The sequence below is a fragment of the Nocardia sp. NPDC051832 genome, from assembly GCF_040681285.1.
GTDB lineage: Bacteria > Actinomycetota > Actinomycetes > Mycobacteriales > Mycobacteriaceae > Nocardia.
Genome location: NZ_JBFAYL010000005.1, coordinates 84,615 through 111,106 on the forward strand (window position 1 = coordinate 84,615; position 26,492 = coordinate 111,106).

Below are 26,492 nucleotides of genomic sequence, written 5' to 3' on the forward strand. Positions count from 1 at the left end.
GGCACCGGCAGCCGATCGGCCTACGGTCGGTAACCATGGTTCCGAATTCCTCGACCCATCCGCTGCTGCGCGTGGTGTCCTCGCTGGTCCTCGCGATCACCGCGATGACGCTGTCGGTGGCTACCGCGCACGCGGACCCGGCCTCGACCAGCTCCGCGGTGGACCGGCAGCCCGGCGGTCCGCGTCCGGATCGCTCGATCGACTCCGATCCCGCTCGCGCGCAGGGTATTTCGGTGTTGTTGGCCGACGGTCAGATGTTCTTCCGGACGGGTATGCGGACGGCGATCGCGGGTCAAGCGGACATGGCCTGCGTCGCGGAGGTCGGCGACGGCAGCGCGGCGCTGCGGGAGTTGCGCCGCCTGCGCCCGGACGTGGCCCTGGTCGATCTCGATCTGCCGGGCCTGGGTGACACGGCCCCGATCGACACCGCCGGCACCCGGATCCTGGCCCTCGCCACCGAGCACACGGACGAGAACCTTTACCGCGCATTGCATCTCGGAGCGACCGGGTTCCTCGCGCGCTCCGCGCCCGTCCGCGACCTGCTCACCGCGATCCGCACCGCCGTGCACGGCACCGCCCTCATCGACCCGGTGCTGACCCGGCAGCTGATCACTCGGCTGTCCGCCGGCATCGAACCGTTTCCGGCCACCCCGGAAGTCGAAACCCTCACTCCCCGGGAACATCAGGTGCTGCACTACATCGCGAAAGGCTGTACGAACCCGGAAATCGCGTACGCCCTCGGGATCGGCGAGCAAACCGTCAAAACCCATGTCTCCCATGTGCTCACCAAGCTCGGCGTGCGGGACCGTACACACGCCGCGGTGTACGCGCACACCCACCGGATCGCGGTCCGGAATCTGCGGGGGCCCGTTACCGAAATGTAGCCTGGCGACGGAGAGATCACGATGACCGCATGGGAAGGAGTTCGAGACAGTGGAGGAAATACTCAGGCCCCTGATCGTCCTCGGCGGAACCGTGGCGGCGACGGTGCTGGCCGGGTTGTTGATCGACCGGCTACTCCGGTACAGCGCGGATCGGCGGCCCGGGACCCGGCTGCCCCGGCTGTTGCGCCGGGTGCAGCTGCCGCTGCAAGTGCTGCTGGGGTCGGTCGCGTTGCACGGCACGTTTCCGCTGGCGGAGTTGGATTTCGAGCAGGAACCGCTGATCCGGAACCTGCTGGCGACCGTGGCCATCATGGCGGCGGCGTGGCTGGCCATCCGGGTCACCGACGCGCTGGCGGAGAACACGCTGCACCGCTATTCGGCCCGCACCGCCGACACCTCGAAGGTGCGCCAGCTCAACACCCAGCTCGCGCTGGTCCGCCGGGTGGTGACCGCGATCCTGGCGCTGACCACGGCGGCGGTCGCGATGCTGCTGTTGTTCCCCGATCTGCGGACGCTGGGTACCTCGCTGCTGGCGTCGGCGGGCGTCATCGGTGTGATCGCGGGCGTCGCGGCGCAATCGACGCTGGGCAATCTCGTCGCGGGTCTGCAGATCGCGTTCGGCGATTCGGTGAAGATCGGCGACACCGTGGTGGTCGAGGGGGAGTGGGGGACGGTCGAGGAAATCACCCTCGCCTTCCTCACCGTGCGGATCTGGGATGACCGCAGGCTGACGATGCCGGTGTCCTACTTCAACAGCAAGCCCTACGAGAACTGGTCCAGGGGCGGGCCGCAGATCACCGGCACGGTGTTCCTGCATCTCGACCACAGTGCGCCGGTGGCGGAACTGCGCGAGCATCTGCACGACTACCTGCGCGACCGTCCGGACTGGGACGGCCGCGCCTGGAATCTGCTGGTGACCGACAGCGCGCCGACCAACATCGTGGTGCGGGCCTCGATGTCGGCCCGCAATGCCGACGACGTGTGGACGTTGCGGTGCGCGGTGCGCGAGGAACTCGTCGGCTGGCTCGGCCGCCGGCACCCGTACGCACTGCCGAAGATCCCCACCAGCCTCGCGCCGACGCCCGAATTCGCCTAGGTCCGCGCCGGTTCGATCGAGAGCGGGTGCCGGAATGTGTTGCGCGGATCCCATTTCGCCTTGATCCGCTGCAACCGCGGGTAGTTGTCGCGGTAGTAGAAGGCGTGCCAGGGGACGCCGGAGGTGTTCCAGCGCGGATCGCGCAGGTCGGGGTCCGGATAGTTGATGTAGCTGCCGCCGGCGGCGCCGCCGGGGACCGGCACGCCGCCGGTCTCGGCGTAGATGTCGCGATACATTTCGCGCGCCCAGGCGAGGTACTTCTCGTCGTCGCCCGGCGTGCGCCAGGCGGCGTGGATGAGCATCGTCATGAACGAGTCGCGCACCGGCAGGGCGGTGGCGTCGGCGGGACGGGCGTTGATCGCGCCGCCGAAAGGCAGGAATTCCAGCTGGGATTCGCCGATGGCGCGCGCGTCGGTCATGTGCCGGTAGATCTTTCGCAGCTGGTCTGGCGTGTAGGCCTCGCGTAGGTAGGCCGCCTTCACTTTCACCCGTGGCGGCACCGTGCCCTTGGCGTAGTACACCTGAGACACGATGTCGGAGTAGGACTTCCGGTCCAAGGGTGGTCCGATCGGCGGCGGCTGGACGCCCTCGCTCACCGCCGCGGTGAACTCGTCGTAGCAGGCCCGCGCGTCGGGAGCGTCGGCGTCGAGCAGGACCAGGATGTCGCAGGATCCGGCGATCGGTTTGACGTGCAGTGGCGCGTACAAACCGGCGAATCGATTGTCCGGGGCGCTGTTTCGCTCGAAGAAGCTCAGGTAGTTCCCGATCAGGCGGACGAACGACGCTTCGCTCGCGAACGGCACCACCAACCGGGTGTGCAGCATGTGCGCCGGTGGCTCGGGTAGCAGGCGAGGGCCCTCGGCATCCTGTGATCGCAACAAGAATCGCGTCACGACGCCGAAATTGCCGCCACCGCCGCCGGTGTGCGCCCACCACAGATCCGGATCGGAGTCCCTGGTGGATACCACCACCGCGGGCTTTCCGGCCGCGTCCACAGTCACGACTTCGACGCCGAACACGTGGTCGGCGGCCAGTCCGAGTCGACGCGACAGCGGACCGTAGCCGCCGCCGCTCAGGTAGCCACCCGCGCCGACGCCCAGGCAGATACCCGCCGGAATCGTCACCCCCCAGCCGTGTAGCAACTGCTCATACATCGGACCGATCTCGGTCCCGGCGTCGACGGAGTAGGCCTGATGTGCCTGGTCGAAATACACCTTGTTCATCCGGCTCAGATCGATGATCGCCTGTGTCCGTGGATCATCGACGAACCCGTCGAAACAGTGCCCGCCCGAGCGCGCCGCGATCCGCAAGCCCCCGGCCACGGCCTGCCCGACCGCGGCACAGGTCTCCGCCGCGGACGCGGGCAGAAAGATCTTCGCCGGTCGAGCCACGAACCGCCGGTTGTAACCCCGCAACGTCAGCGCCTGATACTCCGGGTCATCCGGTCCGACGACAGCGGGACCGGTCACCGGCGATCTGGTGCCCGGCGCCGCTCCCGCCTGCGCCCCGGCCAGCAGCCCACCGCCCCCGAGCCCGGCCGCTCCGATGAATCGACGTCGTGACAATGGCATACGCATGGTGCTATCACGATCGCGACGCGAACCCGGGGACCTCCCAGTCGCGCGGGAGCGGCATTGCTCAGAGTTGGCTACCGCCGGATGCCGCACGCCGCAAGCCGAGCCGCACCAGCACTCTCGTGGTGACCAGCCCGACTATCGATCGGCCGCCACCCCGAGCAGCCGAGTCTTTGCCGGAGGCGAACCAAACCTGAAAGTTCGCCGGGTTGACCGGGAGCGAAATGTGCTCGTGGGTGATCGCCCAAGCGCCTTCGATCCGCCGCAGACAGACGGTCTCCCGCACCCAGATCGGCAGCTCGATGCCGCCGCGCCGCTTTCCCGAGTCCAGATGAACCATGTGCGCGAAAGCGGTGTCCTCCGCGGTGACGATCGTCAGGTCATGCGTTTCCAAGCCGACGGGACCGACATACCCGTCGAACCACCGCACGAAATTGGTGCGCACGTCTTCGATTCCGGTGAATCGGAGAGGCGCGACGGCATCGTAATAGACGATGTCAGCGGCATAGAAGGACATGAGGCGATCTATGTCCTTCGACCGCTGGGCATCGGTCCGGCTCGCCAGGAACGCCCTGATCTGTGCTTCATTCGAGGTCATCGTGTCTCCGTTCAAGATCTCTCGGCTCTTGTCCGACGACACAGCCAGGGCAGATGTCAGGCGCGGGTTACTCAAGCCACAGGCGGGTGTCGCGGTTTTCGACAGTCGCGCGGATTCGGGCGACGGCGTCGTGCGCGGGCTGGGCGGGTAAGCGGCGTCCATCGCGCAGCCGGACCGCCACTCCACCGTTCGCGGTCTCGGCGGGGCCGAGGATGAGGTGGTATGGCACAAGCCGGGATTCCCGTATGCGCGCGCCCAGGCTTCCTGACTCCGCGTCCAGTATCCGCACGCGCAGACCGGCGCGGCGGCACTGCTCGTGCAGGGCGGCGGCCGCGGGCTCCTCGGCTGCCGAGATCGGCAACACCACTGCTTGTAGTGGAGCGAGCCAGGCCGGGAAAGCGCCGCCGTGCTGCTCGATCAGGTGGGCGACCGCGCGCTCGACGCTGCCGATGATGCTGCGGTGCACCATGACCGGGCGATGTTTGGCGCCGTCGGGGCCGATGTAGTGCAGGCCGAACTGCTCGGGCTGATAGAAGTCGACCTGGACGGTGGACAGGGTCGATTCCCGGCCGACGTGATCACTGACCTGGACATCGATTTTCGGGCCGTAGAACGCGGCTTCGCCCTCGACCGCGTCGTAGGGCACGCCGGAGCGGTCGAGCACCTCCCGCAGGATCTTGCCCGCGTGGTCCCACATCTCCGGCGCCGCAACGTATTTCCCGCCCGCACCGGGCAGGGACAGTCGGTAGCGTTCGGTGCTGATTCCCATGGCGCGGTACGCGGAACCGATCAACGCGAGCGCGCCGGCCGCTTCGTCAGCGACTTGGTCGAGGGTGCAGAAGATGTGCGCGTCGTTGAGCTGGATGCAGCGCACCCGGGTCAATCCGCCCAGCACCCCGGACAATTCGGAGCGGTACATCGCGCCGAGCTCGGCCATGCGCAGGGGCAGTTCGCGGTAGCTGTGCGAACGTGACCGGTAGATCAGCGCGTGATGCGGGCACAGGCTAGGGCGCAGCACCACTTGCTCGCCGCCGAGGTCCATCGCCGGGTACATGTCGTCGCTGTAATGCGCCCAGTGCCCAGAGATTTCATACAGCTCACGTTTGCCCAGGGCAGGCGAGTACACGTGCTGATATCCGGCCTCCCGCTCCACGGCGCGGATGTACTCCTCGAGGCCGTGGCGCACGATCGCGCCGTCGGGCAGCCAGTACGGCAACCCGGCCCCGATGAGCGGATCGGTATCGAACAGCCCGAGCTCTCGGCCCAGTTTCCGATGGTCGTGCATGGTGTCTCCTCCCGAGTACGGGCGGATGAGCACACGGAAAAGCCCCGGGCATCCGCCCGGGGCTTTGTCAGAACATGGTTCAGCGCGCCGGGACGTCGTCCGGCGTCGTAGTGGCGTGAGCGCGCTGCATACCCAGCACGCTACACCCGCGCCGTTTTGCGCGACAAGCTAGAAAAGGCCACGGCGGTTAACGGGTCGGTTCTGCGCGACAAGCTGGAGGACGACGGCCATGCCGGAACCGCTGTGTGGATATCCAGGCTCCGTGCCCCGGACTCGTGCGGGCCAGCCGCCGTGACTATGCGGCCGTTCCGCGCGAGGAGTTGGCGCGTGACTGCCCTTGCGCCGCAGCGCCGCAGCGCCGCAGCGCCGTTGCGGCGACCGCCGCCTTGCCGCGGTCCGCCACTGCTTAGCCGCGGTCCGGCACCGCTTTGCCGCGGTCCGGAATTGGTGTGGATCCAGGCTATGCCCCGGATTCGCGCGGGCCGGCCGCCGCGACTATGCGGCCGTTCCGCGCGAGGAGTTGGCGCGTGACTGTCCCTGCGCCGCAGCGCCGTTGCGGCGACCGCCGCCCTGCCGCGCTGCGCCACTGCTTTGCCGCGGTCCCGCACTGCTTTGCCGCGGTCCGGCACTGCTCTGGCGCGGTCCGGCACTGCTCTGGCGCGGGCCGCCATTGCTCTGCCGCACTTCGCCATTGCTCTGGCGCGCTCCGGTACCGCTGTGGCGTGGGCCGCCATTGCTCTGCCGCGCTTCGCCATTGCTCTGGCGCCCACCGGCACCGCCGTGGCGTGAACCGCCACCGCTCTGACGCGCTCCGGCACCGCCCTGGCGCGACCCGCCGCGGTTCGAATGACCGTTGCTGCGGCGATCGTCGTCCCGCGCCGCCCGCTCGCTGTACGACGGGGCGACGAATGGGGCGACTGTGCCGACGAGCTCGGCCACCACCGGCGATTCGGCGGTGACCCGCTGCGGGGTCACGGTGATCTTGGCCTTGCGCATCACATCGGCCAGGTCGCGTCGTTCGCCGGGCAGCACCAGCGTGATCACCTCGCCGGAGTTGCCGGCCCGGGCGGTCCGGCCGGACCGGTGCAAGTAGGCCTTGTGCTCGGCGGGCGGATCCACGTGCACGACCAGCTCGACATCGTCGACGTGCACCCCGCGCGCGGCCACATCGGTGGCCACCAGCACCCGGGCGTCGCCGGCGGCGAAGATCGCGAGGTTGCGGTCACGCGCGCCCTGCGAGAGGTTGCCGTGCAGGTCGACGGCCGGGATGCCGGCCAGGGTCAGCTGCTTGGCCAGCTTGCGCGCCTGATGTTTGGTGCGCATGAACAGAATTCGCCGTCCGGAGCCCGAAGCCAGCCGATGCACGACCTCCCGCTTGGCTTCGACGGTCGCGGTTTCGAAAACGTGATGGGTCATGGCGGCGACGGGGGAGTTCGCCTCGTCGACCGAATGCAGCTTGGCGTCCGGCAGGAACCGGTTGACCAGCTTGTTGACGCCGTTGTCCAGGGTGGCCGAGAACAGCAGGCGCTGACCGTCAGTGGGGGTGGCCGCGAGAATGCGGGTGACGCCGGGCAGGAAGCCGAGGTCGGCCATGTGGTCGGCCTCGTCGATGACGGTGACCTCGACGGCGTCCAGGGAGATCAGGCGCTGGTTCATCAGATCTTCGAGCCGGCCGGGGCAGGCGACGACGATGTCGACGCCGGCGCGCAGCGCCCGCACCTGCCGGTTCTGCGGGACGCCACCGAAGATCGTGGTGACGGTCAAGTGGTACGCCTTGGCGAGGGGTTCCAGCGCGGTCGCGATCTGGGTGGCCAGTTCGCGGGTCGGCGCCAGCACCAGACCGGTCGGGCGGCTCGGTGCGCGCCGGCCGGCGAGCCCGCCGCCGAGCCGGTTGACCATCGGAATGGCGAAGGCGAGCGTCTTACCGCTGCCGGTCCGGCCCCGGCCGAGCACGTCCCGCCCGGCCAGTGAGTCGGGCAGTGTGTCGGTCTGAATCGGGAACGGCTCGGTGATCCCGGCGCGCGTCAGCGCCTTGACCAGGGGCGGGTTCACGCCGAGCGTGGCAAAGGAGATGTCAGGAGAGGTCATGGGTAATGCGGTGCCTTTCGGGCATCGGGTGGTGCCCGAGCCGTCTGCGGACCGCGAGGTCCGCGCCGGGGGCACGAATGGCGAGATTGCCGATGGGCAAAATCGATCGCCGTAATAAAGAGCGGATGCGGCAAGCGCTGGTTGCGAAGCGAATGCGATCTACGACGCTTGGCGTGACGTGTCACGCACATGATCAACAATAGCCTGCGGCAGGCGTTTCTTTCGCATCGGGTGAGGCATGTCGCCTCTGGCCGGACTCGGCGCTCAGCCCGCCACGGCAACGGCCACGCCGTCGAGAATGAGCTCCAGGCCGAACTCGAAGTCGTCGCCGGTGGGGTCGTCGGTGGGCGGCGGCGACTCGAACAACCCGGAGGCGAACAGGGCCGCCGCGTCGGGGAAGCGGTGCGGATCGATCAGCGCGGACATCTGGCGGCCGTAGTTCTGCTCGTGCTGCGGTTGGGCGGCGCCGTCGGCGAGCCAGCCCGCGGCGAGTTGCTGGGCCAGCAGGTCGGCGTGCCGGACATAGCCGCCGACGACGCTGAGGACGCCGAGTGCGGCGGCGGGGTCCAGGCCGGTGTCGCGGAGCGCGCGCAGACCGGCGTCCAGCCAGCCGACGAGGTGCGGCCCGCGTGGGGGACCGGAGATCGGCAGCTGGGCGAGCCAGGGGCGGCGGCGGTGGATCGCCCACTGCGCCATCGCCCAGCGGCGCAGCAGGTCGCGCCAGTCGCCGAGGGGCGGCTCGTACTCCAGCGGCGGCCCGAATCCGGCGTCGCCCATCAGGGTGAGCAGTTCGTCCTTGGAACCGACGTGGCGGTACAGCGACATCGGTGTCACGCCGAGTTCGGCGGCGAGTTTGGGCAGCGTCGCACCCGGCAGCCCGTCCCGGTCGGCCAGTTCGACGGCGGTCCGGACGACTATCGCGACGTCGAGCGCGGCGGGCCGCCCGAGGCGAGAGCCTCGGTGCACCCGCCAGAGCCGGGCTAGATCGTCGGGGAGATCGGCGCTCAAATACTCACTCTCCAGTCTGATGCGGGCTTGTCCGACATCAGGGTATAACACTTAAAGTATAAGCAATATACTAATGGCTGCGCCCGCGGCCGTCTGGAGTGAAACCGATGGACAGCACTACGATCCGCACCGCCACCGGGGCCGCCGGCCTGATCGCTACCGCGCTCACGCTGGTCGAACTACCGCTCTACTTCGTCTACGCCGGCCCGCCCCCGGACTGGAATGTCTTCACGCGCAGCCTGTTCGGCCTCACCGGCCTGACCCTGTTTGTAGTCTTCATGTCCGGCCTGCGCTACCTCGTGAAAGCCCATGCGCCGCAGTACGAATGGGCGGGCGGTTTGGTGACCGCGGCGGGCCTGATGTGGATCACCATCGCATTCGTCGCCATGGGTCTCGAGGTCGGCGCGGTGATCGAGGCGCCCGAACCGATCGACCCCACCATCACCGTGACCGGCACCTACATCCTCTACGGCTCGATCTCGAAGCTGCTGATGGCACTGTTCCTGGGCGCCTTCGGTTTCGTGATGTCCAAGACGCGGCTGCTGCCGGCCTGGACCGCGCGATCGGCCTACCTCCTGGCCGTCATCCAGTTGCTGTTCGTCCCGTCGCTGTTCTTCGGGAACAACCCCGCGAACTTCTACGCCGCCAACGGCTGGGGCACCACGGCCACCATGGGCGGCCTGATCATGCTGTGGCTGCTGGCGATCAGCGTCACCTTGCTGCGCACCAGGCGGGCCGCTATCTGATCCCGATCTGCAAATGCACCGCGCCATCCGGACTGGTGGAATGCAGCGCCTGCGAGATCAGGCTCCCCAGATCGATCCGCGAGATCAGTCCGGGCAGCATCGCGAACAGCGGCTCGAACACCGGCAGCAGTTCGCGCAGATCCGGCCCGAGCTTGTGCACCTTGTCGGCGATCTGATCGAGCAGCGGCACCAGCCCGGTGATCTGCTCGGTGTCGGTGAGGTAATCGGCCGGGGTGTCACCGATCCGGATGACGCGGGCGATCGCGTCGGCGACCTCGGCGACGCGCGGCCCGAAATCGGCCCAGGCGCCGGAGGCTTCGCTGAGCCGATTACCGCCCCACGCCATCTGCTCGGCCTCGGCCTGCATGTCGATGAGCATCCGCCGGATCAGCTCGGTCCGGCTGAGCAGCGTCGCGGCCAGCAGATCGGTGGACCTGGACAGCTGCGGGATCACCGTCTCCGTGCCTTCCAATCCGACGGTGAAGTTCGCGACGATCGCGCTCAACGCTTTCGGGTCGACCTGCTGCAGCAGTTCGGTCGCGGTCCGCGCGACCTCGGGAATCGACACCGGCGGCCGGATGACGGCGGCGTCGACACGCTGCCCGTCCCGCAGGGACGGCCCACCGCTGTGGTCCGGGCGGAACTCCACATAGGGTTCGCCGAGCCCGGACAGCGCCTCGATCCGCACCGTGCCGGCCACCGGCACCTGATAGGCGGCGTCGTAGTCGAAGGCGACCTCGATCCCGTCGCCGATGTGCCGGACGGTGGTGACCTTGCCGATCTCGATCCCGGACAGCAGCACCTTCGAACGGGGCAGCAGCCCACCGGAATCCGGCACCACCATGGTCGCGGTCCGGCGCTCGGCGAACCAGTCGACCTTGACCACTCCGAAGGTGAGGTAGGCGGCCCCGACCACAAGGATCGTCCCGATCGCGAGCAGCGAGACCAGGGATCCGAGCTGCCGGGCGCGCGAATCGGACACGGTGTCGGCACTCATCGGACCACCCCGATCATTCTGAGCGTGTTGATGATCGCGGTGACCTGCTCCTCGGTCGCGACCGCGGGCGCGCCTTCGATCTGCACCCGCCCGATATGCAGTGTCGGCCCCTGTGCGAACGGGATGATCTTGTCCCGGATCAAGGCGACCAGACTGTGCAGGTTCGACGGCGCGGTGAGATCCATGGGACGGCGGGAATACAGCAGCGGGACAAGCGCTTTGGCGGCGGCATCGCCGGCCTCCAGGAGCGGCCCGAGCCACTCCACCGCATGTCCGACGATCCCGAGCGCGCCGATCACGCCGAGGGTCAGCACCAGCGATTTGGCATCGGCCGGAATCTCGACCGCGCCGCGTGCACTGAGTAGCTCCCCGAGCTCGCGCGGATTGTCCAGCACCGCGTCGAGATCCCGCTCGATCGCGTCCAGGAACCGATCGACCGAATCCAGGTTCCCCGCGACGTCTTCCACGTCTTGGCCGAGTACGTCGAAGATCCGCGCGGTCTCGGCGGGCCGTTCGGGCAGCACCCGGTTGAGCCGCACGATCATGTCCTGCACCTGCTGCACCGCCCCGCCGCCGACGAAGGTCGACATGCCCGCCAGCAGGTCTTCGATCTGCAGCGCGGGCCGGGTCTGCGCCAGCGGAATGGTGCCGCCGGGCGGGATGGTCCGGTCGAAACCGGTGGCGGGCGTGTCGATCCCGATGAAGATGTCGCCGAGGATGGTGTTCTGCCGCAGCTGCACGGTGCTGCCGGTGGGCAGCCGGACCGAGTCGCTGATATCGACGATCGCCTCGACCCGCCCGGGCCGCTCCGGCGCCGGATCGACCACCCGGACTTCGCGCAGGCTCCCGATGTGCGCGCCGTTGGCGACGACCTTGGCCTGGCTGGGTAGATTCAGCGCGTTCGCCAGTTCGATGCGCACCGCATACGTTGGCCCGGAGACGTTCGCGCCGGGCACCGGCACCTGGGAGGGATCGAACCCGCAACCGGCGACCAGCAGCACCGTGACGACCGAAAGCCCTGTCCCGCAACGCATCACGCACCAGCCGATCCGAGTAGCAGCGGGACCAGGGCGGCGTCGGTCCGGCATCTGCCGGGGACCAGCGCGTTGACGGCCGCGCAGATCTGATCCGCCTGGTCTTGCGGCAGCGGCACTTTCGGCGGCGCGTAGGTCAGCCGCGGCTTACCGGTCACCGGGTCGAGCAGCTGCGCGAACGCGTCCACGATCGGCGGAATCATTGTGACGATCTGTTGCAGCGTAGCCACATTCGCCGAGAGCAGCCGGAGTCCGGGCAGTGCTCCGTCCAGCGCCCCGAGCAACGGCCGCCCCCATTCCCGCGCCAGCTCGTTCAACCACGGCAGGATCACCAGCAGCGAATCGATCAGCTGCACCGTGGTGCCCCACAGCTGATTGATGAACGCGATACCGGTGCTGGCCCGGCCCAGCACGTCGGTGATCATGCCCCAGTTCATCGCGATGCTGTGGATCAGCCCGGAATAGGAGTCCAGCAGCGCTCCGATATGACCGACGGCGGCGTCGGGCGCGCGCAGGGCCTGGCCCAGGTCCTTGATCAACTTGTTCAGCGCGGGTCCGGTGCCGGACGTCGCGTTCTCGAAGGCGAGCACGCTGTCGTGGATGCGGGTCCGCTCGCCGGGCCGGGTGGCGCCGTTGAGCTGATCGGCGAGCTGCGAAAAGCCTTGCAGCGTCTGGCTGATGCTCTTCGGCGTGAACGTCTTGGTGATGCACACGGCGGGATCCCACCGATCCGCGGACCTGGCATCCCCGAGCACCGCCAGGTCGCGGTCGGCGACCAGGCTGTCGGACACCGTGGTCGCGCTGACCTCGCCCCGTAGCGCCCGTTCGGCGTCGAGGTGGAACTCGACGCGGACGCCCGTACCCTCGGGCCGGACGGTGTCGACGGTGCCGACCGGAATGCCCAGCATGGTGACGTGGTTGCCGGGGTAGAGCCCGACCGCGTCGGGCATCATCGCGCAGTAGGAGAGGGTCTTCCGCATCGGATCGAACACGATCAGGTACGCGATGACCGTGACGATCGCCAGCATCAGCGCGCCGGCCACGGTGACGAAGCCGGGTGCGCCGAGGATCCGCTTGATCATCTCAGCACCCCCGCCCCGGTACCGGCACGCACACGTTCACCATCGAGTGGTCGATGACCAGTCCCTCCTCGGAAGTTGTTGCCGCGACGAGACGTTCGCGCAACTCCCGCCAGGCGGGCAAGGCCACATCCAACTGCTGGCTCAGGTGAGCGAGCTGCGGCAGCAGTTCCCGCAGCTTGCTGGTCATCGGCTTCAGGATGTCCTGATAGGACGGTTCCAGCGCCGCGATCCGGGACAGGAGCTGCGCGGTGATGGTCAGCGATACCTCGATCTCGGAGCGTTTGTTCAGGCCGATGATCATTAATATGCCGAGTTCCCGGACGAAGGTGCCGAGCAGCGACTTGTTGACGTCGATGGCGCCGAGATATTCGTCCATGACGGTCAGCGCCCGGGACACGTCCTGGTTCTGGCGCTGCAGAATGGTCACGAAACTCTGTGTCGCGGTGCCCATTTGACGCAACGCGTCGGGGCTGTGCTGGATCGACTCCTGCAACGCGGCGAGGTTGTTCCGCAGGGTCTCGCCGTCGACCTCGGAGATCGGAGCGGCCGCGTCTTGCAGCGTCTGCACCAGGCTGTAGGGCAGGCGCACCCGGTCGGGCGGAATCGTCTTCTTGCCCAAAGGTTCCGCTCCGGCGGGGAACACCGCCAGATAGTGCCCGCCGACGGCGGTGAGCATCCGGATCTCCAAGCTGGTCTCCGCGCCGAGAAACACCTCGCGGTCGACGGTGAACCGCATCCGCACCCGGTCGGGCAGCAACTCCAGCTCGGCCACCGACCCGACGGTGATCCCGGCGACCCGTACCTGCGCACCCTCCCGGATCGACTGCGCCTCGGCGAGTTCCGCGGTGTACGTCGTTTTGCCCAGCGGCAGCACATAGATGACGGCGGTGGCAATTAGCAGCAGCGCGACGAACGCCGCCCCCACGATGCCGAGCCGGAATTCCCGGCGGTTCGCGGCCGCCTCGTGCCGGTCCTGGGTGTGCGCCATCGGCAGCCAGCGCTCCAGGGAGAAGAGCGTCATCCGTTGCATATCGTCACCCGCTGTCCGGCCACCAGTACCGAAAGCACCTGCGGCAGTTCGGCATTGCCTTTGGAGCAGGTCAAGCTGACCTGGTTGGCGGCGGCCTGCGCCGGCGGCAGCAGATTGCTCAGCGCCTGGAGCAGTCCCGGTAGCTTGCCGATCGCCTCGGCCGCGGCGTGCGGATCGGGGAACAGCAGCAGTAGATCGTTGTAGACGTCGGGATTGGCTTGCTCGGTGAACCCGAGCGTGTCCATCAGCCGGTTCAACGGGCCGAGCCCGGTCGGCGCGACCGCGGCGAAGTCGAGCAGTCCGTCGAGTTTCGCGCGGAAGGCGGTGATCACATCGGCGATCCCTTGCAGCAGCGTCACCAGATGCGGTGACTTCCCGCCGATCTGCTGGGAGATGCTGTGCAGGTTGGCCACGATGGTGGAGATGACGGCCTGCCGGTCGGTGGTGTAGCGGCTGAGCTTCTCGATCGCGTCCAGCGCCGGTCCGATACCGGAGCCGTTGCCTTCGATCACCGCGAGCATGCTCTCGGTGAACTGGTTGAGTGCGCCGGGGGAGAACTCCTGGATGACCGGTTGCAGCCCGTTGAACAGCTGAGTGATGTCGAAGGAAGGCACCGTGTTCGCGGTGCCGATAGCCGCACCGCGCCGCAGCAGTAGCCCGGGCTGGTCGGGCTGGCGGATGTCGACGTATCGCTGACCGGTGAGGGTCTGGTAGCGGATCGCGATCATGCTGCTGTCGTAGACGGGCCGGTCGTCTTGGACCGTGAACCGCACCTCGGCCCGGCTGCCCCGCAGCTCGATCGCCGTCACCTTGCCCACTCCGACGCCGAACATGCGCACGTCGTCGCCGGTCTTCAAGCCGCTCGCATCGGTGAACTCGGCAGTGTAGGAGGAGGTTTCGCCCTCGATCGGCCGGGTGATCGCGTTCACGATGAGCAGCAGCAGCGCGAGCACGGCGGCCGTGAACAACGTCAGCCGCAGCAGCACCGCACGCATGGTCAGGGGCGTCATCGCGCACCGCCCAGCGCGTCATAGCCCTGCTGACCGAGCAGCGGCACGGCCAGACCGGGCATCCCGCGCAGCGTCACGGCCACGTTGAGGGCCGGGCCGTCCGGGGTGTCGACGAACATCTGCTGTAACCGGCGCACGAGTTCGTCCATCTCGGCCTTGGACCGTTTCGGGTCCGGGACGGTGGCGGCGATCGCGGCCACGACCGGCGTCGCCGCTGTGGTGTAGCCGTTGAGGTACAGCTGGGACGCCGCGCCGACCTTGCCGATGGCGGGCAGGGCGCCGTTGACGACCATGTCGATGAACGCGTCGTAGCGTGGCCGGTCGGTGACGAAGATTTCGATGTTCATGACGGCGTTGACCAGCCGGAAGGTGGCGCTGGTGAATTCGCCCGCCCCGGCGAAGAACGCGGCGTACTGGTCGAGCAGATAGTCCGAGGGGTAACGCTGCGTGTCGGCGACCGCGGTGCTGAGGGCGATGATCGCCTCGAACAGCGGTGTGAAGGAGCGCAATTGGCTGCTGAACTGGTGGAGCAGGTCGCTCAGTTGCGGGGTGAGGACGTCGGTGGAGGTCTCGGTGAGCGCCTGCAAGAGTGCGCCCATGGTCACGTCGTTGACCTTGGCGGCATTGTCGCCGGACAGATCGACCACCGAGCCGTCGCGCAGGGGAGCGCCGCCGGTGGCCGCCCGTAGCGTCACCGCGCTGATGCCGAAGAGGTTCTCCGGGGCGTAGTCGACGCTCAAAGCGTCGGTGAGAGTGGCGGTTTGGCTGCGGTCCAGGTCCAGTGTGAGCAGCTGCTGACCTTGGCCGACCGGCTCGATCTCGGAGACCGAGCCGACCATCACCCCGTCCAGGCGGACCCGGGTGCCGGGGATGACGCCTTGCCCGATCTGCTCGGTGCGCAGCTGTAGTCGCAGGATGTCCTCAGGTGTGTCGTCGAGCCCGGCGCGCAAGGTCAGCGCGGCGACGGCGGCCACGGCCAGCGCGAGCGCGCCGACCACGCGGGCGCCGCGCCGGCCCATGGTCACACCGGGGATCGCGTAATTGGGCATCTGCGTTCACCCCGGGAATTCGATGGCGGAATTGATGCCCCACAGCGCGATGGTGAGCACCATGTCCAGGGCGATGATCGCGACGAAGCTGGCCCGCACCGCGCGGCCGGAGGCGATCCCGACGCCTTCGGGGCCGCCGGAGGCGAAAAAGCCGTAGTAGCAATGGATCAGGATGACGGTGACGCCGAAGACCAGGATCTTCACCACCGCGGCGAAGACGTCGTAGCCGCTGGTGAACTGGAAGAAGTAGTGGTCGTAGACCCCGCCGGCCTCCCCGTGCAGCAGCACGATCACCGTCGAGCAGGCCAGGTAGGACAGGATCAGCGCGATCAGGAACGTCGGCACGATGGCGACCGCGCCGGCGATCACCCGGGTCGTCACCACGAACGGAATCGACCGCAGGCCAAGGGATTCGATCGCGTCGATTTCCTCGGAGATGCGCATCGACCCGATCTCGGCGGTCATCCGGCAGCCGGCCTGGGCGGCGAAGCCGACCGCCGCGGCGATCGGCGCGAGCTCGCGGGTGTTGGCGAAGGCCGAGACCACACCCGTCACCGGGCCGAGGCCGATCAGATCGAGCGCGGCGAAGGATTGGATGCCGACCCCCGCGCCCATGGCGATGCCGAGCACGATGAGCATCGGCACGGTGCCGCCGCCGACGATGACCGAGCCGCGGCCCCAGGTCATATCGGTGATGGTGCGCATGGTCTGCGCGCGATATCGCTTGAGCGTCAACGGAATCGCCCACAGCGCCTGGAAGACGAAGCCGAGCAGGAACCCGGTGTTCTCGACCGGCGCGAGCAGTCGATCCGGCCGGCGCGCGAGGCGATAGGCCCAGCCCAGGCCCTTGGGTGCGTACGGAGAAGCGGTCATCACGCCACCCGGAGCGGCATGAACATGGTGACCACCTGGGTGATCACCAGATTCACCACGATGATCGAGGCCACCGAGATCACCACCGCCGCGTTCACCCCGTCGGCCACCCCGCGCGGTCCGCCCTTCGCTTCGAGCCCGCGCTGGCAGGCCACGATCACCACCAGGAACCCGAACAGCATGGCCTTGGCGAGGGAGATCCACACGTCGGCCACCACCGCGAACGATCCGAAGGTCGCCCAGTAGCTGCCGGGCGTCACGTTCTGCGCGCTGATCGCCACCGCGTATCCCGAGACCACGCCGACGAAGACGATCAGGATATTGAGCAGCGGCGCGATCAGCAGCATCGCCGCGACCCGGGGGATCACCAGCCGGTGCACCGGCGAAATGCCCATGGTGCGCAGCGCGTCGATCTCCTCGCGCACGGTGCGCGCACCCAGATCGGCCGCGATCGCGGAAGCTCCGGCACCGCCGAGCAGCAGGCCGGTCGCGATCGGGGCGCCCTGCTGGATCACCCCGAGCCCGCCCGCGGCCCCGATCATCGAGTCGGCGCCGAGCTGATGGATCAGATTGCCCACCTGCACCGAGACGACGACCCCGAACGGCACCGCCATCAGAATCGCCGGAATCGCGGTCACGGTGACGAGATACCAAGCCTGGCGGAGCATTTCGTGCCACTGGAAGCGCATCCCCAGCAGATCGGCGACGCCGCCGCGCACCGATTCGATACCCAGATCGACCGTGCGGCCGAAGGTGCGAATTCCGGAGATGGCCGTGCCGGTGACGTTGTGGCGAATAATCTGGATGGCACCCGTCATGAATCCTCCCTCACCCTGCCCGCGAGCATCGGAGCTACCGTAAAACAACGACGTCAATTTCGTGCCGAAACCGCAAAGGAGCACGTAAGATTCAACGAATTTCCAGATCTGAGTGCGAGTTGCGAAAGGTTCGTTGCGTAGACTGGCCCGGCCGGGTCGATCGAACCGGGGACTGCAAGAAAGCGACCGACCATGATGGAGGAGAGGGTGTCGTCCACGCGCCGCGAGCACATCCTCGACGCGGCCAGGGCCCTGATCGTCCGGGACGGCTACGCCAGCGTCAGCATGCACGCCATCGCCCGCGCCGCCGGTCTCACCCGCCCCGCCGTCTACGCCGAATTCAGTGACCGCGACGGGCTTTTCGACGCGCTGCTGGACCGGGAGGAGGAGCGCGCGCTGCTCATGGCCGCGGCGGCCATCCCGGAGGTGGAACCCGGCGCCGACCCGACCGAGATCGCGCTGCGCGCCGCCGACATCTTCCTCGACGTGGTCCTCGAAGCCCCCGAAACCTGGCGTTTCGTGTTGATGCCCGGCGAGGGCATGCCGCGCGCGGCCTACGAGCGCGTCGCCGGCGGCCGCGCCGCGTTGCGCGTCCGGGCCCAGGCCATGCTCGGGGTGGTCGCGGCCATGGGGGAGACCGAGCTCGACGCCGAGCTGTTCAGCTACGCGGTGATCAGCGCCTCGGAAACCGCCGCCCGCTTGGTGCTGGCCGAGGACGGCCCGCAGCGCCGCGACGCGGTCGCCGCCACCCTGCACTGGCTGACCCGCCGCGCCGTCGCCGCGGCCGGCCTCGGAAAGGGTTGAGCCATGGCCAGATCCCGGACCGAGGCGCCGCCGCCGCGCCGCCGCTATGCCAAGCGGCTGCTGCCCGCCGACCGCCGTGAGCAGTTGCTCGACACCGCCCTGAAGATCGTCGCCACCGCGGGATTCACCGAGGTCACCATCGCCGCGGTGGCCGAGCACGGCGGCGTCACCCGCCCGGTCGTCTACGACTCCTTCGGCAACCGGGACGAGCTGCTGGCCGCGCTCATCGAACGCGAGACCTCGCGGATGCGCGCCGCGGTCGGGCGCGCGCTGCTCGCCGAGCCCGAATCCGGTACGGAGACAAGGGAAGTGCTGCTCGCCGCGCTGACCCGGTTCCTCTGCGACGTGCGCACGATGCCCGACACCTGGCGCCTGGTCTACTTTCCCATCGACGGCGTGCCGCCGCTGCTGCGCGACCATATTCGCAAGGCGCGCAACGAGTTCCGGCTGCCGTTGCGGAACCTGCTGGGAGATTGGCTGGCCGAGTGCCCGGCCGCGGAGCAGGTCGACCTGGACGTGTTCGTCGAGATCGTGCAGGGCTGCCTGCAAACGCTGGCGCGCCGCGTTCTCGACGATCCCGAGCATTTCGCACCGCGGCGGATCATCGCCGCGATCGAGCTGCTGCTCGGCGATTCGCCCTGAGCGGCAACCTCGTGCGGAGGTGACCCGGACGCGCCGCCGCGATTCTGTCCCAGACATGATGGGCGGCTCGCCGAGGCGGTGCGGGAGCGGTTGTGGCGCGAAGGGTCAACCTCTTGTCCATGCGGGCAAGCCGGGATGGCCAGGCGTTATGGCGGGTAACAATATTTCGGCATTCTGCCGACAGATCACCTGGTCGATTGATACATTTCGCCAAACAACACTGTAGCTTTGAGGACGAGCACCATATGTTCGACTGGGATATCCTGCGCAGCACCTCGAGTGTCCATGTACTGATCCGGCTCGCCGAGGAACGCGGCATGACGGCGGCGGAATGTCTGGAAGGCACGACGCTGGCGCCGGGAGCGGTGATTGACCCAGACGCCGAGATCACCGCGCGCCAGGAAGTCCGGGTGGTCCGCAATCTGCTGGCCCGGTTCGGCGATGAGCCGGGACTGGGCGTGGAAGCCGGTGGGCGCTACCACATCTCGCTGTACGGGCCGTGGGGGCTGGCGCTGCTGTCCAGCCGGACGCTGCGCGAAGTGATCGACGTGGCGCTGCGCCATCTGGACCTGGCCTTCGCCTTCGGGCAGCTCACCTTCCTCGAGCGGGACGGCGAAGGCCGATTCCTGCTGGACAGCACCGAGATTCCCGAGGACGTGCGCGGGTTCCTCACCGAACGGGTGCTGGCCGGCATCCAGACCATCGGCAAGGAGCTGTTCTCGGTGGCGGTGCCGATCCACCGGGTCGGCTTCCGGCACGCCGCCCCGGCCGACATCTCCCGGTATCGGGCGACCTTCGGGTGCGAACCGGCCTTCGACGCGCCCGTCAACGTGGTCGCCTTCGACGCCGCCTACCTGGACATGCCGCTGCCGCAGGCCAACGACTGGGCGCGCGGCACCTGCGAGCAGCTCTGCCGTGACCTGCTGGCGCGGCGGCGGGCCCGCACGGGAGTCGCGGGCTCGGTGCGCGACATGCTGGTGCGTAACCCGGGGGAGATCCCCGACCAGGCCACGGTCGCGTCCGGCTTGTTCATGAGCGCGCGGACCTTGTCGCGGCGGCTGAGCGAAGAGGGGACTTCATTCCGGGCGCTGCTGGACGAAGTGCGGCAGATGCTCGCCGAAGAGCTGCTCATGCATACGGATATGACGACCGAGCAAGTCGCGGCCCGGCTCGGATACGCGGAGGCGGCCTCGTTCATCCGCGCGTTCCGGCGCTGGAAGAGTTGTCCGCCACAGGAATTCCGCGCGCGCTCGGCGCGTGCCGCCCGCCGGGTGCCTGAGTTGGTCTGACCTGCCCCAGGACACTATGGTCGCCACCCGCGGGAGCTCTCGGCCGCCGGGTGCCTGACCCGCCCAGGACCCTGCGGTTACCGCCCACGGAAGCTCTCGCCCCCCGATGACCGCCCATCTTGATTGGGGGAGCGGTCATCGGGGCCGATGTCGGGTGCACCCAACCTCAACTTCCGCGCGTTGGCGGAGGCGGCCATGGGGCGGGTGCCGCCGAGGTCAGTCGACCGTGGTGAGAGTTTCGGAAGCCGAGCGGTCCCGGGCCGGAGTGACGAAGGCGGTGGCGGCCAGCGCCAACACCAACAGTGCCGCACAGACGTAGCTCGACACTTCCAGTCCGGCGGTCATCGCCTGGCGCGCGGCATCGGCCGCCGCCTCGGTCCGGGGATCGGCCGCCAGCGCGGGGATGACCGAACCGGCGCTGTCGGTGACCGTTTCACTGAAGCGCTGAGCGTCGGGGAATCCCTGCTCCTCGAGGCGATCGCGCAGATTGCCGGTGAGGGTAGTGAAGTACAGCGACGTCAGCAGCGCGATCCCGAGCGCCGAGCCCAACTCGCGTGCCGCGCTCTGGATTCCCGAGCCCTGTCCGGCGCTCGCCGCGGGGAGGTCGGCGAGCACGACATTGGTGACCTGGGCGGTGGCGAACCCGACACCGACGCCGTAGACGAACAGCGCGACCGCGATCCACCACCAGGCGCTGTCGGTCGCGGCGATGACGCCGAGCAGGGCCAATCCGGCTGCCTCCAGGACCAATCCGATCCGGACCTGACCCGGCGCCGAGACCGAGGCGGCCATCGAGAAGCTCGCGCCGCTGGCGAAGAAGCTGCCGACCGCGAGCGCGCACAGTGCGAGACCCGCTTGCAGCGCGCTGTAATCCAGGACGAACTGCATCCACAGCGGCAAGACCGCGATGATCCCGAACTCGCCGAGGCCCACGATCAACGTCACGACATTGCCGTTGCGGAACGAGGGAATGCCGAACAGGCGCACATCCATCAGCGGTTCGCCACCGGCCCGGCCGAGCGCCGATTGCCGTCGCCAGAATCCGGCCAGCACCAGCGCGGCCACCAGGAACAGGATGAAAACGGGGGAAAGACCGGAGCGCCAGGTGAATTCGCCGATGGTCAATGGCTCGGTGGTCAGGAACCAGCCGTGCGTGCGACCCTCGATCAACGCGTAGGCCAGCACGCCCAGTCCGATCGCCGACAGCGCCGCGCCCAGCACGTCGACCTGCCCCCGGGTCCGCGGCGACTTCGGGAGAAACACCAGCACCCCGGCCAGAATCAACGCCACGAGCGGCAGATTCACGCCGAACGCCCAGCGCCAGGAGAAGTCCGCGAGCCATCCGCCCAGCAGCGGACCCACCGCCGCTGCCGCGCCGATGGTCGAGCCCCACACCGCGAACGCCTGCCCCCGGGCCTTTCCGGTGAACGTCGCGTTCACCAGTGCCAGGGAGGTCGGCAGGATCAACGCCCCGCCGGCGCCCTGCGCGAACCGCGCCGCGATCAGCAGCTCCCCGTTCGGCGCGATCGCGGCCAGCAAGCTGGTCGCGCCGAAGACGAGCAATCCGATGAGAAAGACCCGGCGCGCGCCGTAGAGGTCCGACCAGCGCCCCGCCAGTAGTAGCAGCGCCGCGAAGACGATCGCGTAGGACTCCTGAACCCATTGCGCCTGTACGGAATCGATCGACAGGTCCGCGATGATCGGCGCCAGGATGACGTTGACGATCGTGATGTCTACGACGATCAACGCCACGCCGAGCGAGACCGCGATGATGCCCAGCCACTGCCGGGCCGAACTATCTAGTTCTGCACTCTTCAATGTATCTCCATCATAAAGTATCTTTGTGATGAAGATATATCCATCGGGCGGTAGGTTGTCAACCACGACCCCCGATCACGAGACCCCAGGGAGGCACTCGGATGGCGCAGCCGACGACGCCGAACGCCGTTGCCGCACAACGCGAACGCCTCGGCGAGCAACTCCGCGCCTACGGCTCGGCCATCACCGAACTGGGCCGCCGGTTCGCCGTCTCCCTGGGCGTGCACTCCACCGACGCCTTCGCCCTCCTCGAAATCTGCGCCGCCGAAGAACGCGACGCGCCCCTGTCGCCTGCCCTCCTGAGCAAACGCATCTCCCTCACCTCCGGCGCCATGACCGCCCTGCTGAACCGCCTCGAACAGGCCGGCTACATCACCCGAACCCGCGAACACGCCGACCGCCGCATAGTCACCCTCCGCGGCAGCGGCAACATCAAACAGCTGGCAGACGCGTTCTTCGCCGGTCCCAACGCCCAGCAGGACGCGGTGCTCGCCCGCTACGCGCCGGAAGTCCTCGACCAGCTCGAGACTCTTTTGGCCGAACTGCGGGCGACCCTCGACACCGGACTGGCAGGCAACCAGTAGAAGAGTGGGGAAGTGCTGGAGCCCCAGGGCAATCCTTCACATCAGCAGCTCGCATCCTAGTCTGTAGATATGCGCATCTAAATATGAGTCCTCCTGGGGCCTGAAGCCCGGAAAACAAGGCAACGACAGCGGCGAGCGCTTATCGCCTGAGAGCGGAAAGGGCTGTGGCGACTGCTGATTCGGGGGAGTCGGCGGTATAGCCGGTGTCGAGGGGTTCGCCTGCGGCATCGGTGACGTGCCAGCCGTTGAGGGAGATGACGGGGATACCACCGCGGCGGTGTGCCAGGGCGAGTTCGGAGAGGGTGCCCCAGGAGCCGCCGATGACGATGACAGCGTCGGCGGACCAAACCAGGATGGCGTTGCGGGCTTCGCCCATGTTTGTGTACAGGACCGCGGACAGGCCGTCGCAGCTGGCGGTGCGGTCGGTGTCTGGGCGGATGCCGATGACGAGACCGCGTGCGCTGCGAGCGCCGCCAGCGACGGCGGCCATCACGCCCTCTCCGCCACCGCACAGGACGGTGGCGCTCGCCTCGGCGAGGAGACGGCCGACCGCACGGGCGTCGGCGGCATCGGCCGGGGTGCAGTCGCGCGGGCCGCAGACGGCGATCTGAAGAGGGGGCATAGGCGTCCGTATCATCGCGGGATTTGCTGCCGCTCTAGGCATTTGCCTGTCGACGTAACTGCTTCGACATGGTGCGGTGAATGGTCGCGAGCCATGCGGGGGCGCCTGCGTTGTCATGGAATCGGGTGTGCACCCGCTCCGGGACGAGGGCGGCGATTTTCCAGCCCGCGGCTTCTGTGAAGGCTGTGGTGAGATCTTCGCGGCTGACTGGGTGCGGCCCGGTGTCGGTGCCGATATCGCTGAAGCACAGCACGTACACCGTCGCACCTGGTTCGGTGACCGCGGCCAGGCTCGCTACATAGGCTGCCCGTTCGGCGGCGTCGAGGGCGTGGAAGAGGCCGCAGTCCAGGACGGTGTCGAAGGTGTGGCCGAGCCGGTGCAATTGGAACGCGTCGGCGATCGCGAACCGGGCCTCGATCCCGCGCTGGGCGGCCTTCTCCCGTGCCCGGGCCAACGCGGTCTCGGCGACGTCGACGCCGAGGACCGGCAGGCCGAGAGCGGCGATGTGCAGTGCGTTCTCGCCGCTACCGCATCCCGCGTCGAGCACGGTTCCAGAAAATCCGCCCGAGGCGGCGACTCGCATGATCGCCGGTTGCGGGCCGTCGATATCCCACGGCGCCGGACCGTCGTGGTAGGACGCGTCCCACGGCTGTCCGGACTGGCGCTCATGAGTGGTCGGCAGCCTGCCGCGGAATGGATCATCGCCCATGCGCCCAGCCTATTCGGCGATGAGTTTCGGGCGGCTGATTCGTCTAATCGGGTAAAACCCGTTGTGGCCCCAGGAGGTCTCGATGCCCGATTCCTATGATGTCGTCAGTTCGCGCGAGTTCGCTGCCCCGATCGCCGAGGTGTGGCGGGCTTGGGAGGATCCGAAATACGTGATGCAGTGGTGGGGGCCGACGGGGTTCACCTCGCCGTCGGCGGAGATGGACTTCCGCGTGGGCGGGACGTCGCTGGTGTGTATGCGCGCGCCCGCCGAATTCGGGGGATTCGATATGTACAACACGTGGACCTACCGCCGGATCGAACCGGCCAGTTCGATCGAGTTCGATCTCGACTTCACCGACGCCGCGGGAGTCAGCGTGGAGCCGCCGCCGGGTGTGCCGGCTCCGGTGCGCCATGTCGTCACCTTCGCCGCCGGGCCGGAGGGGCGCACGTCGATGACGATCACCGAGTTCGGGTATCCCGATGAACAGGTGCGGGATCAGTCCAAGGCCGGGCTGGAGCAGTGCCTGGACAAGATGACCGCGCTGCTGGAGAGCTGACTCGCCCTAGGGTTTCCGGTCCAGGAGCGCGAGCAGGTCGTATTCGATCTCGGCGATGCGGCGGCCGGCAGCGGCCGACTCCACCGTGCGATCCACGCCGGACCGGAAACCCTGTGCGCGGCCGAGGAATAGGCCCGCTGTCATGAGCGTGTTGAGCACCTCGCTGTAATGCACAAGGCGTTCGTCGACGCGAGTGCCGCCCGCGGCCTGATAGGCGGCTAGGAAGTCGGCGCGCGAACCGATCCCGGCGCACTCCCGGTCCTCGGCGCCGAAGCGCCAGGCACGCAGGCAGGCGTGGCCCAGGTCGATGACCGGATCCCCGATGTGCGCGTACTTCCAGCTGAACAGCGCTCGCAGCCCGTCGGGGCCGACGGCATAGTTGCCGGTGCGAAAGTCGCCGTGCACCAACCGCATCGGGCGCGGGCCGATGGTCGGCAGGCGGTCGCGGCACCAGCGCAGCCCGGCCTCGAGCGCGGGCCGGGGCGGACCGCCGGCATCGAGCAGGTCGCGGACACGGTCGAGCTGACCGGCGAGCGGTCGCTGCGGCAGCAACGGCAGCTCAGCGGCGGTGCGGGAATGGACGCGGGCCAGTGCCGCGGCCAGTTGCCGGACCAGCCGCGGGCGGAGTTCCTCGAAGGCGCCGCCACGGGTGAGCACCCAGGGGCGCGTCTCGCCGTCGACGCGTTCCATGACGGAGCAATCGAGCACGTCACCAGGCCGCGAGGCCGTCAGCGGCCGGGGCACGGGGATGTCCACGGCGTGCAGGTACCGCAGCAGTGCGAATTCGTCGGCCAGGTTCAGCGCGTCGTTGCGGCCTAAGGGCTCGTCCGGCTTCTGGGTGCGGCTGACGGGTTCGCCTGGGTGGCGGCTGACGGGTTCGCCCGGGTGCTGGGTGTGGCCGATGGGTTCGTTCGGGTGCCGGGTGTGGCTGACGGGTTCGTTCGGGTGCCGGGTGTGGCTGACGGGCTCGGCCGGGTGCCGGGTGTTGCCGATGGGCTCGGCCGGGTGCCGGGTGTGGCCGATGGGTTCGCCTGGGTCCTGGGTGCGGCCGACGGGCTCGGCCGGGTCCTGGGTGCGGCTGACGGGTTCGCCCGGGTGTTGGGTGCGGCCGTCGCGTAGTTCGCGGCGCAGGATCAGCGAGTGCCGCGCGCCCTCGCCGTCGAGGACATCGAAGGACCAGGTTTCGCGGGACGTGCCGCCGGTGACTCGCCGCAGGTCTAGCACGGTGAGTGGGCCGGGCAGCTCCCGGGCGAGGAGCTCGGTGAGGTCGCGCGCGAGCAATGGTGTGCTGGAGTGCATTTCAGCGGGCTCCGGTGCGGGTGTAGTCGGGGTTGGTGATGCGCAGGCGCTCGGCGGCCGCGGCGCGCAGGTAAGCGAGGGTGGGTTCCCAGTCGATCGGTTCGGGCTGCCGGAACCGCTGCACGAGAGCCTGTTCCAGTTCTGGGTGGGAACCAGCTGTGCCGAGCAGTCGACGCAGCCGGTGCTGGTCGGCCAGCCGGATTCCAGCGCCCATGTCGATCTCGCGCTTGGCGATCAGCACCAGGTCCGCGGCTATGCGGGTTTCGTACGCGGTCCGGCCGTGCAGGGCGGGCCGGGCGCGCTTCATCAGATACAGCGCGACGCCTTGCAGTACCGCGGCCCGCCCCATCGGGATGCCGCGCACCAGTTTCAGCAGCCCCGCCGCCGCCAGGGCCTCCAGCCCTCGCATTCCCGGTAACGCGGCCCTGGTGTGCTCGGCGAGATGCCGGGCGACCACGTCGACCAGGTCGTCGGCGGCAGGCAGGTCTGGCGGCATGCGTGCTCCTACGTTCGAGATGTCCCCCGGGCCAGGCCCTGGGATCGCGGCCTTCCGGCTGCGGGGAACCGCGAACAGTGCTTTCGCGACGCGGCGCAGCTGCACTTCGTCTGTGCCCTCGGTGATCCGGTAGCGGCGATGCCTACGGTAGAGGTGTTCGAACGGCATGTGGCGCGAATGGCCGACCCCGTCGCAGGTTTGCCCGCCCGGTCCGCGGCCGCGCAATCCGGCCGGTTGCCGCGCAGATTGCGAAAGGCGAGATGGCAGACGTCCGAGGCATTTCGTGGTCCAGGGCGGCGGGTGCGGCGCCGAGCCGGTCGTATTCGGCGGTCTTACCGAGCATGCTGGCAGCCGCGACCGTCGGCTGGTCGCGAATCCGCAGCGGTGGGTCGCGAACCTGCGGGTCGGCCTGCCCCAGCGGCGCTTTGGGCATTTCGCCATCCGGACCGCATCAAGTTTACATCGTTGTTTTGATTGTCTGAGACGGTATACAGTCAGCGG

General features: G+C 68.4%; 26 protein-coding genes and 1 pseudogene. 8 read left to right on the forward strand and 19 right to left on the reverse strand.

The genetic code is table 11. From position 1 onward, the window contains the following. Positions 1–35 precede the first annotated feature (35 nt). Both AB0M14_RS29975 and AB0M14_RS29980 read left to right on the forward strand, forming a co-directional pair. Positions 36–884 carry a response regulator transcription factor gene (locus AB0M14_RS29975; protein ID WP_365000727.1) on the forward strand — a complete coding sequence of 283 codons (849 nt, stop codon included), beginning with the start codon at positions 36–38 and terminating at the stop codon, positions 882–884. Between the two features lie 49 nt (positions 885–933). Then, positions 934–1,980 (forward strand): mechanosensitive ion channel domain-containing protein, encoded by a 1,047-nt coding sequence (locus tag AB0M14_RS29980; RefSeq protein ID WP_365000730.1) that lies wholly within the window; start codon positions 934–936, stop codon positions 1,978–1,980. Here AB0M14_RS29980 and AB0M14_RS29985 read toward each other — a convergent pair. From AB0M14_RS29985 to AB0M14_RS30005, 5 genes are all read right to left on the reverse strand, one after another. Continuing rightward, positions 1,977–3,551: an FAD-binding protein gene (locus tag AB0M14_RS29985; protein WP_365000733.1), complete on the reverse strand. Its 1,575-nt coding sequence runs from the start codon at positions 3,549–3,551 to the stop codon at positions 1,977–1,979. The two genes, AB0M14_RS29980 and AB0M14_RS29985, sit on opposite strands and share 4 nt — an antisense overlap. 67 nt (positions 3,552–3,618) lie before the next feature. After that, on the reverse strand, positions 3,619–4,152 hold the full coding sequence (locus tag AB0M14_RS29990) for a nuclear transport factor 2 family protein (protein WP_365000735.1): 534 nt from the start codon (positions 4,150–4,152) through the stop codon (positions 3,619–3,621). Between the two features lie 67 nt (positions 4,153–4,219). Continuing rightward, entirely contained in the window at positions 4,220–5,437 is a 1,218-nt protein-coding gene (thrS, locus tag AB0M14_RS29995) for a threonine--tRNA ligase (RefSeq protein ID WP_365000738.1), read from the reverse strand. 495 nt (positions 5,438–5,932) lie between these two features. Further along, entirely contained in the window at positions 5,933–7,525 is a 1,593-nt protein-coding gene (locus AB0M14_RS30000) for a DEAD/DEAH box helicase (RefSeq protein ID WP_365000741.1), read from the reverse strand. Positions 7,526–7,789: 264 nt separating this feature from the next. Further along, positions 7,790–8,533: a TetR/AcrR family transcriptional regulator gene (locus AB0M14_RS30005; RefSeq protein ID WP_365000744.1), complete on the reverse strand. Its 744-nt coding sequence runs from the start codon at positions 8,531–8,533 to the stop codon at positions 7,790–7,792. A gap of 107 nt (positions 8,534–8,640) precedes the next feature. Between AB0M14_RS30005 and AB0M14_RS30010 the strand changes: the two genes are divergently transcribed. After that, positions 8,641–9,279, forward strand: coding sequence for a hypothetical protein (locus AB0M14_RS30010; RefSeq protein ID WP_365000747.1), 639 nt, complete (start codon positions 8,641–8,643; stop codon positions 9,277–9,279). Here the strand turns inward: AB0M14_RS30010 and AB0M14_RS30015 are convergent. From AB0M14_RS30015 to AB0M14_RS30050, 8 genes are read right to left on the reverse strand one after another with little or no spacing between them, the layout of a single operon-like run. Further along, the gene (locus AB0M14_RS30015) at positions 9,272–10,276 is read right to left on the reverse strand and encodes an MlaD family protein (RefSeq protein WP_365000749.1); all 1,005 of its coding nucleotides are present in this window, start codon (positions 10,274–10,276) and stop codon (positions 9,272–9,274) included. The genes AB0M14_RS30010 and AB0M14_RS30015 overlap by 8 nt on opposite strands. Beyond that, positions 10,273–11,310 carry an MlaD family protein gene (locus AB0M14_RS30020; protein ID WP_365000751.1) on the reverse strand — a complete coding sequence of 346 codons (1,038 nt, stop codon included), beginning with the start codon at positions 11,308–11,310 and terminating at the stop codon, positions 10,273–10,275. The genes AB0M14_RS30015 and AB0M14_RS30020 overlap by 4 nt, the downstream gene beginning before the upstream one ends. Next, complete coding sequence (locus AB0M14_RS30025; RefSeq protein ID WP_365000753.1) at positions 11,310–12,392, reverse strand: MlaD family protein; 1,083 nt, start codon at positions 12,390–12,392, stop codon at positions 11,310–11,312. Before AB0M14_RS30025 ends, AB0M14_RS30020 begins: the two co-directional genes overlap by 1 nt. Position 12,393: 1 nt before the next feature. Next, positions 12,394–13,413 carry an MlaD family protein gene (locus AB0M14_RS30030; protein ID WP_365000755.1) on the reverse strand — a complete coding sequence of 340 codons (1,020 nt, stop codon included), beginning with the start codon at positions 13,411–13,413 and terminating at the stop codon, positions 12,394–12,396. Then, complete coding sequence (locus AB0M14_RS30035; protein WP_365000758.1) at positions 13,410–14,432, reverse strand: MCE family protein; 1,023 nt, start codon at positions 14,430–14,432, stop codon at positions 13,410–13,412. The genes AB0M14_RS30030 and AB0M14_RS30035 overlap by 4 nt, the downstream gene beginning before the upstream one ends. Beyond that, the gene (locus AB0M14_RS30040; protein ID WP_365000760.1) at positions 14,429–15,481 is read right to left on the reverse strand and encodes a mammalian cell entry protein; all 1,053 of its coding nucleotides are present in this window, start codon (positions 15,479–15,481) and stop codon (positions 14,429–14,431) included. Before AB0M14_RS30040 ends, AB0M14_RS30035 begins: the two co-directional genes overlap by 4 nt. 6 nt (positions 15,482–15,487) lie before the next feature. Beyond that, the gene (locus AB0M14_RS30045; RefSeq protein WP_365000763.1) at positions 15,488–16,354 is read right to left on the reverse strand and encodes an ABC transporter permease; all 867 of its coding nucleotides are present in this window, start codon (positions 16,352–16,354) and stop codon (positions 15,488–15,490) included. Beyond that, the gene (locus AB0M14_RS30050; RefSeq protein WP_365000766.1) at positions 16,354–17,172 is read right to left on the reverse strand and encodes an ABC transporter permease; all 819 of its coding nucleotides are present in this window, start codon (positions 17,170–17,172) and stop codon (positions 16,354–16,356) included. The genes AB0M14_RS30045 and AB0M14_RS30050 overlap by 1 nt, the downstream gene beginning before the upstream one ends. A gap of 207 nt (positions 17,173–17,379) precedes the next feature. Between AB0M14_RS30050 and AB0M14_RS30055 the strand changes: the two genes are divergently transcribed. From AB0M14_RS30055 to AB0M14_RS30065, 3 genes are all read left to right on the forward strand, one after another. Continuing rightward, on the forward strand, positions 17,380–17,976 hold the full coding sequence (locus AB0M14_RS30055; RefSeq protein ID WP_365000769.1) for a helix-turn-helix domain-containing protein: 597 nt from the start codon (positions 17,380–17,382) through the stop codon (positions 17,974–17,976). 3 nt (positions 17,977–17,979) lie between these two features. Next, a complete protein-coding gene (locus AB0M14_RS30060) occupies positions 17,980–18,618 on the forward strand; it encodes a TetR/AcrR family transcriptional regulator (protein ID WP_365000772.1) in 639 nt (212 codons plus the stop codon). A gap of 245 nt (positions 18,619–18,863) precedes the next feature. Then, positions 18,864–19,907 carry an AraC family transcriptional regulator gene (locus AB0M14_RS30065; protein WP_365000776.1) on the forward strand — a complete coding sequence of 348 codons (1,044 nt, stop codon included), beginning with the start codon at positions 18,864–18,866 and terminating at the stop codon, positions 19,905–19,907. 216 nt (positions 19,908–20,123) lie between these two features. Here AB0M14_RS30065 and AB0M14_RS30070 read toward each other — a convergent pair whose 3' ends face one another. Next, positions 20,124–21,725, reverse strand: coding sequence for a DHA2 family efflux MFS transporter permease subunit (locus AB0M14_RS30070; protein ID WP_365000779.1), 1,602 nt, complete (start codon positions 21,723–21,725; stop codon positions 20,124–20,126). 101 nt (positions 21,726–21,826) lie between these two features. On the opposite strand from AB0M14_RS30070, the gene AB0M14_RS30075 reads away from it, so the two are divergent. Further along, a complete protein-coding gene (locus AB0M14_RS30075) occupies positions 21,827–22,309 on the forward strand; it encodes a MarR family transcriptional regulator (protein ID WP_365000782.1) in 483 nt (160 codons plus the stop codon). 139 nt (positions 22,310–22,448) lie between these two features. Here AB0M14_RS30075 and AB0M14_RS30080 read toward each other — a convergent pair whose 3' ends face one another. Together AB0M14_RS30080 and AB0M14_RS30085 are read right to left on the reverse strand one after the other, a co-directional pair. Beyond that, complete coding sequence (locus AB0M14_RS30080; RefSeq protein WP_365000785.1) at positions 22,449–22,931, reverse strand: dethiobiotin synthetase; 483 nt, start codon at positions 22,929–22,931, stop codon at positions 22,449–22,451. A 34-nt stretch (positions 22,932–22,965) separates the two neighbouring features. Further along, positions 22,966–23,640 (reverse strand): class I SAM-dependent methyltransferase, encoded by a 675-nt coding sequence (locus AB0M14_RS30085; RefSeq protein WP_365000788.1) that lies wholly within the window; start codon positions 23,638–23,640, stop codon positions 22,966–22,968. An 82-nt stretch (positions 23,641–23,722) separates the two neighbouring features. On the opposite strand from AB0M14_RS30085, the gene AB0M14_RS30090 reads away from it, so the two are divergent. Further along, entirely contained in the window at positions 23,723–24,196 is a 474-nt protein-coding gene (locus AB0M14_RS30090; protein ID WP_365000791.1) for an SRPBCC domain-containing protein, read from the forward strand. Positions 24,197–24,202: 6 nt separating this feature from the next. Here the strand turns inward: AB0M14_RS30090 and AB0M14_RS30095 are convergent, their stop codons facing one another. The 3 genes and pseudogenes from AB0M14_RS30095 to AB0M14_RS30105 all read right to left on the reverse strand — a co-directional run. Continuing rightward, complete coding sequence (locus AB0M14_RS30095) at positions 24,203–25,495, reverse strand: phosphotransferase (RefSeq protein WP_365000795.1); 1,293 nt, start codon at positions 25,493–25,495, stop codon at positions 24,203–24,205. A 1-nt stretch (position 25,496) separates the two neighbouring features. Beyond that, positions 25,497–25,991, reverse strand: coding sequence for a DUF6285 domain-containing protein (locus AB0M14_RS30100; protein WP_365000798.1), 495 nt, complete (start codon positions 25,989–25,991; stop codon positions 25,497–25,499). A 72-nt stretch (positions 25,992–26,063) separates the two neighbouring features. Next, positions 26,064–26,251, reverse strand: a pseudogene (locus AB0M14_RS30105) (acyl-CoA dehydrogenase family protein); the annotation flags it as partial. Positions 26,252–26,492 lie beyond the last annotated feature (241 nt).

What these genes read in the sequence shown, in the direction of transcription:
- AB0M14_RS29975 (WP_365000727.1), top strand. Translation starts at nt 36, where the DNA reads ATGGTTCCGAATTCCTCGACCCATCCGCTGCTGCGCGTGGTGTCCTCG.
- AB0M14_RS29985 (WP_365000733.1), bottom strand. Translation starts at nt 3,551, where the DNA reads ATGCCATTGTCACGACGTCGATTCATCGGAGCGGCCGGGCTCGGGGGC.
- AB0M14_RS29990 (WP_365000735.1), bottom strand. Translation starts at nt 4,152, where the DNA reads ATGACCTCGAATGAAGCACAGATCAGGGCGTTCCTGGCGAGCCGGACC.
- thrS (WP_365000738.1), bottom strand. Translation starts at nt 5,437, where the DNA reads ATGCACGACCATCGGAAACTGGGCCGAGAGCTCGGGCTGTTCGATACC.
- AB0M14_RS30000 (WP_365000741.1), bottom strand. Translation starts at nt 7,525, where the DNA reads ATGACCTCTCCTGACATCTCCTTTGCCACGCTCGGCGTGAACCCGCCC.
- AB0M14_RS30010 (WP_365000747.1), top strand. Translation starts at nt 8,641, where the DNA reads ATGGACAGCACTACGATCCGCACCGCCACCGGGGCCGCCGGCCTGATC.
- AB0M14_RS30015 (WP_365000749.1), bottom strand. Translation starts at nt 10,276, where the DNA reads ATGAGTGCCGACACCGTGTCCGATTCGCGCGCCCGGCAGCTCGGATCC.
- AB0M14_RS30020 (WP_365000751.1), bottom strand. Translation starts at nt 11,310, where the DNA reads ATGCGTTGCGGGACAGGGCTTTCGGTCGTCACGGTGCTGCTGGTCGCC.
- AB0M14_RS30025 (WP_365000753.1), bottom strand. Translation starts at nt 12,392, where the DNA reads ATGATCAAGCGGATCCTCGGCGCACCCGGCTTCGTCACCGTGGCCGGC.
- AB0M14_RS30030 (WP_365000755.1), bottom strand. Translation starts at nt 13,413, where the DNA reads ATGACGCTCTTCTCCCTGGAGCGCTGGCTGCCGATGGCGCACACCCAG.
- AB0M14_RS30035 (WP_365000758.1), bottom strand. Translation starts at nt 14,432, where the DNA reads ATGACGCCCCTGACCATGCGTGCGGTGCTGCTGCGGCTGACGTTGTTC.
- AB0M14_RS30040 (WP_365000760.1), bottom strand. Translation starts at nt 15,481, where the DNA reads ATGCCCAATTACGCGATCCCCGGTGTGACCATGGGCCGGCGCGGCGCC.
- AB0M14_RS30045 (WP_365000763.1), bottom strand. Translation starts at nt 16,354, where the DNA reads ATGACCGCTTCTCCGTACGCACCCAAGGGCCTGGGCTGGGCCTATCGC.
- AB0M14_RS30050 (WP_365000766.1), bottom strand. Translation starts at nt 17,172, where the DNA reads ATGACGGGTGCCATCCAGATTATTCGCCACAACGTCACCGGCACGGCC.
- AB0M14_RS30060 (WP_365000772.1), top strand. Translation starts at nt 17,980, where the DNA reads ATGGCCAGATCCCGGACCGAGGCGCCGCCGCCGCGCCGCCGCTATGCC.
- AB0M14_RS30065 (WP_365000776.1), top strand. Translation starts at nt 18,864, where the DNA reads ATGTTCGACTGGGATATCCTGCGCAGCACCTCGAGTGTCCATGTACTG.
- AB0M14_RS30075 (WP_365000782.1), top strand. Translation starts at nt 21,827, where the DNA reads ATGGCGCAGCCGACGACGCCGAACGCCGTTGCCGCACAACGCGAACGC.
- AB0M14_RS30080 (WP_365000785.1), bottom strand. Translation starts at nt 22,931, where the DNA reads ATGCCCCCTCTTCAGATCGCCGTCTGCGGCCCGCGCGACTGCACCCCG.
- AB0M14_RS30085 (WP_365000788.1), bottom strand. Translation starts at nt 23,640, where the DNA reads ATGGGCGATGATCCATTCCGCGGCAGGCTGCCGACCACTCATGAGCGC.
- AB0M14_RS30090 (WP_365000791.1), top strand. Translation starts at nt 23,723, where the DNA reads ATGCCCGATTCCTATGATGTCGTCAGTTCGCGCGAGTTCGCTGCCCCG.
- AB0M14_RS30095 (WP_365000795.1), bottom strand. Translation starts at nt 25,495, where the DNA reads ATGCACTCCAGCACACCATTGCTCGCGCGCGACCTCACCGAGCTCCTC.
- AB0M14_RS30100 (WP_365000798.1), bottom strand. Translation starts at nt 25,991, where the DNA reads ATGCCGCCAGACCTGCCTGCCGCCGACGACCTGGTCGACGTGGTCGCC.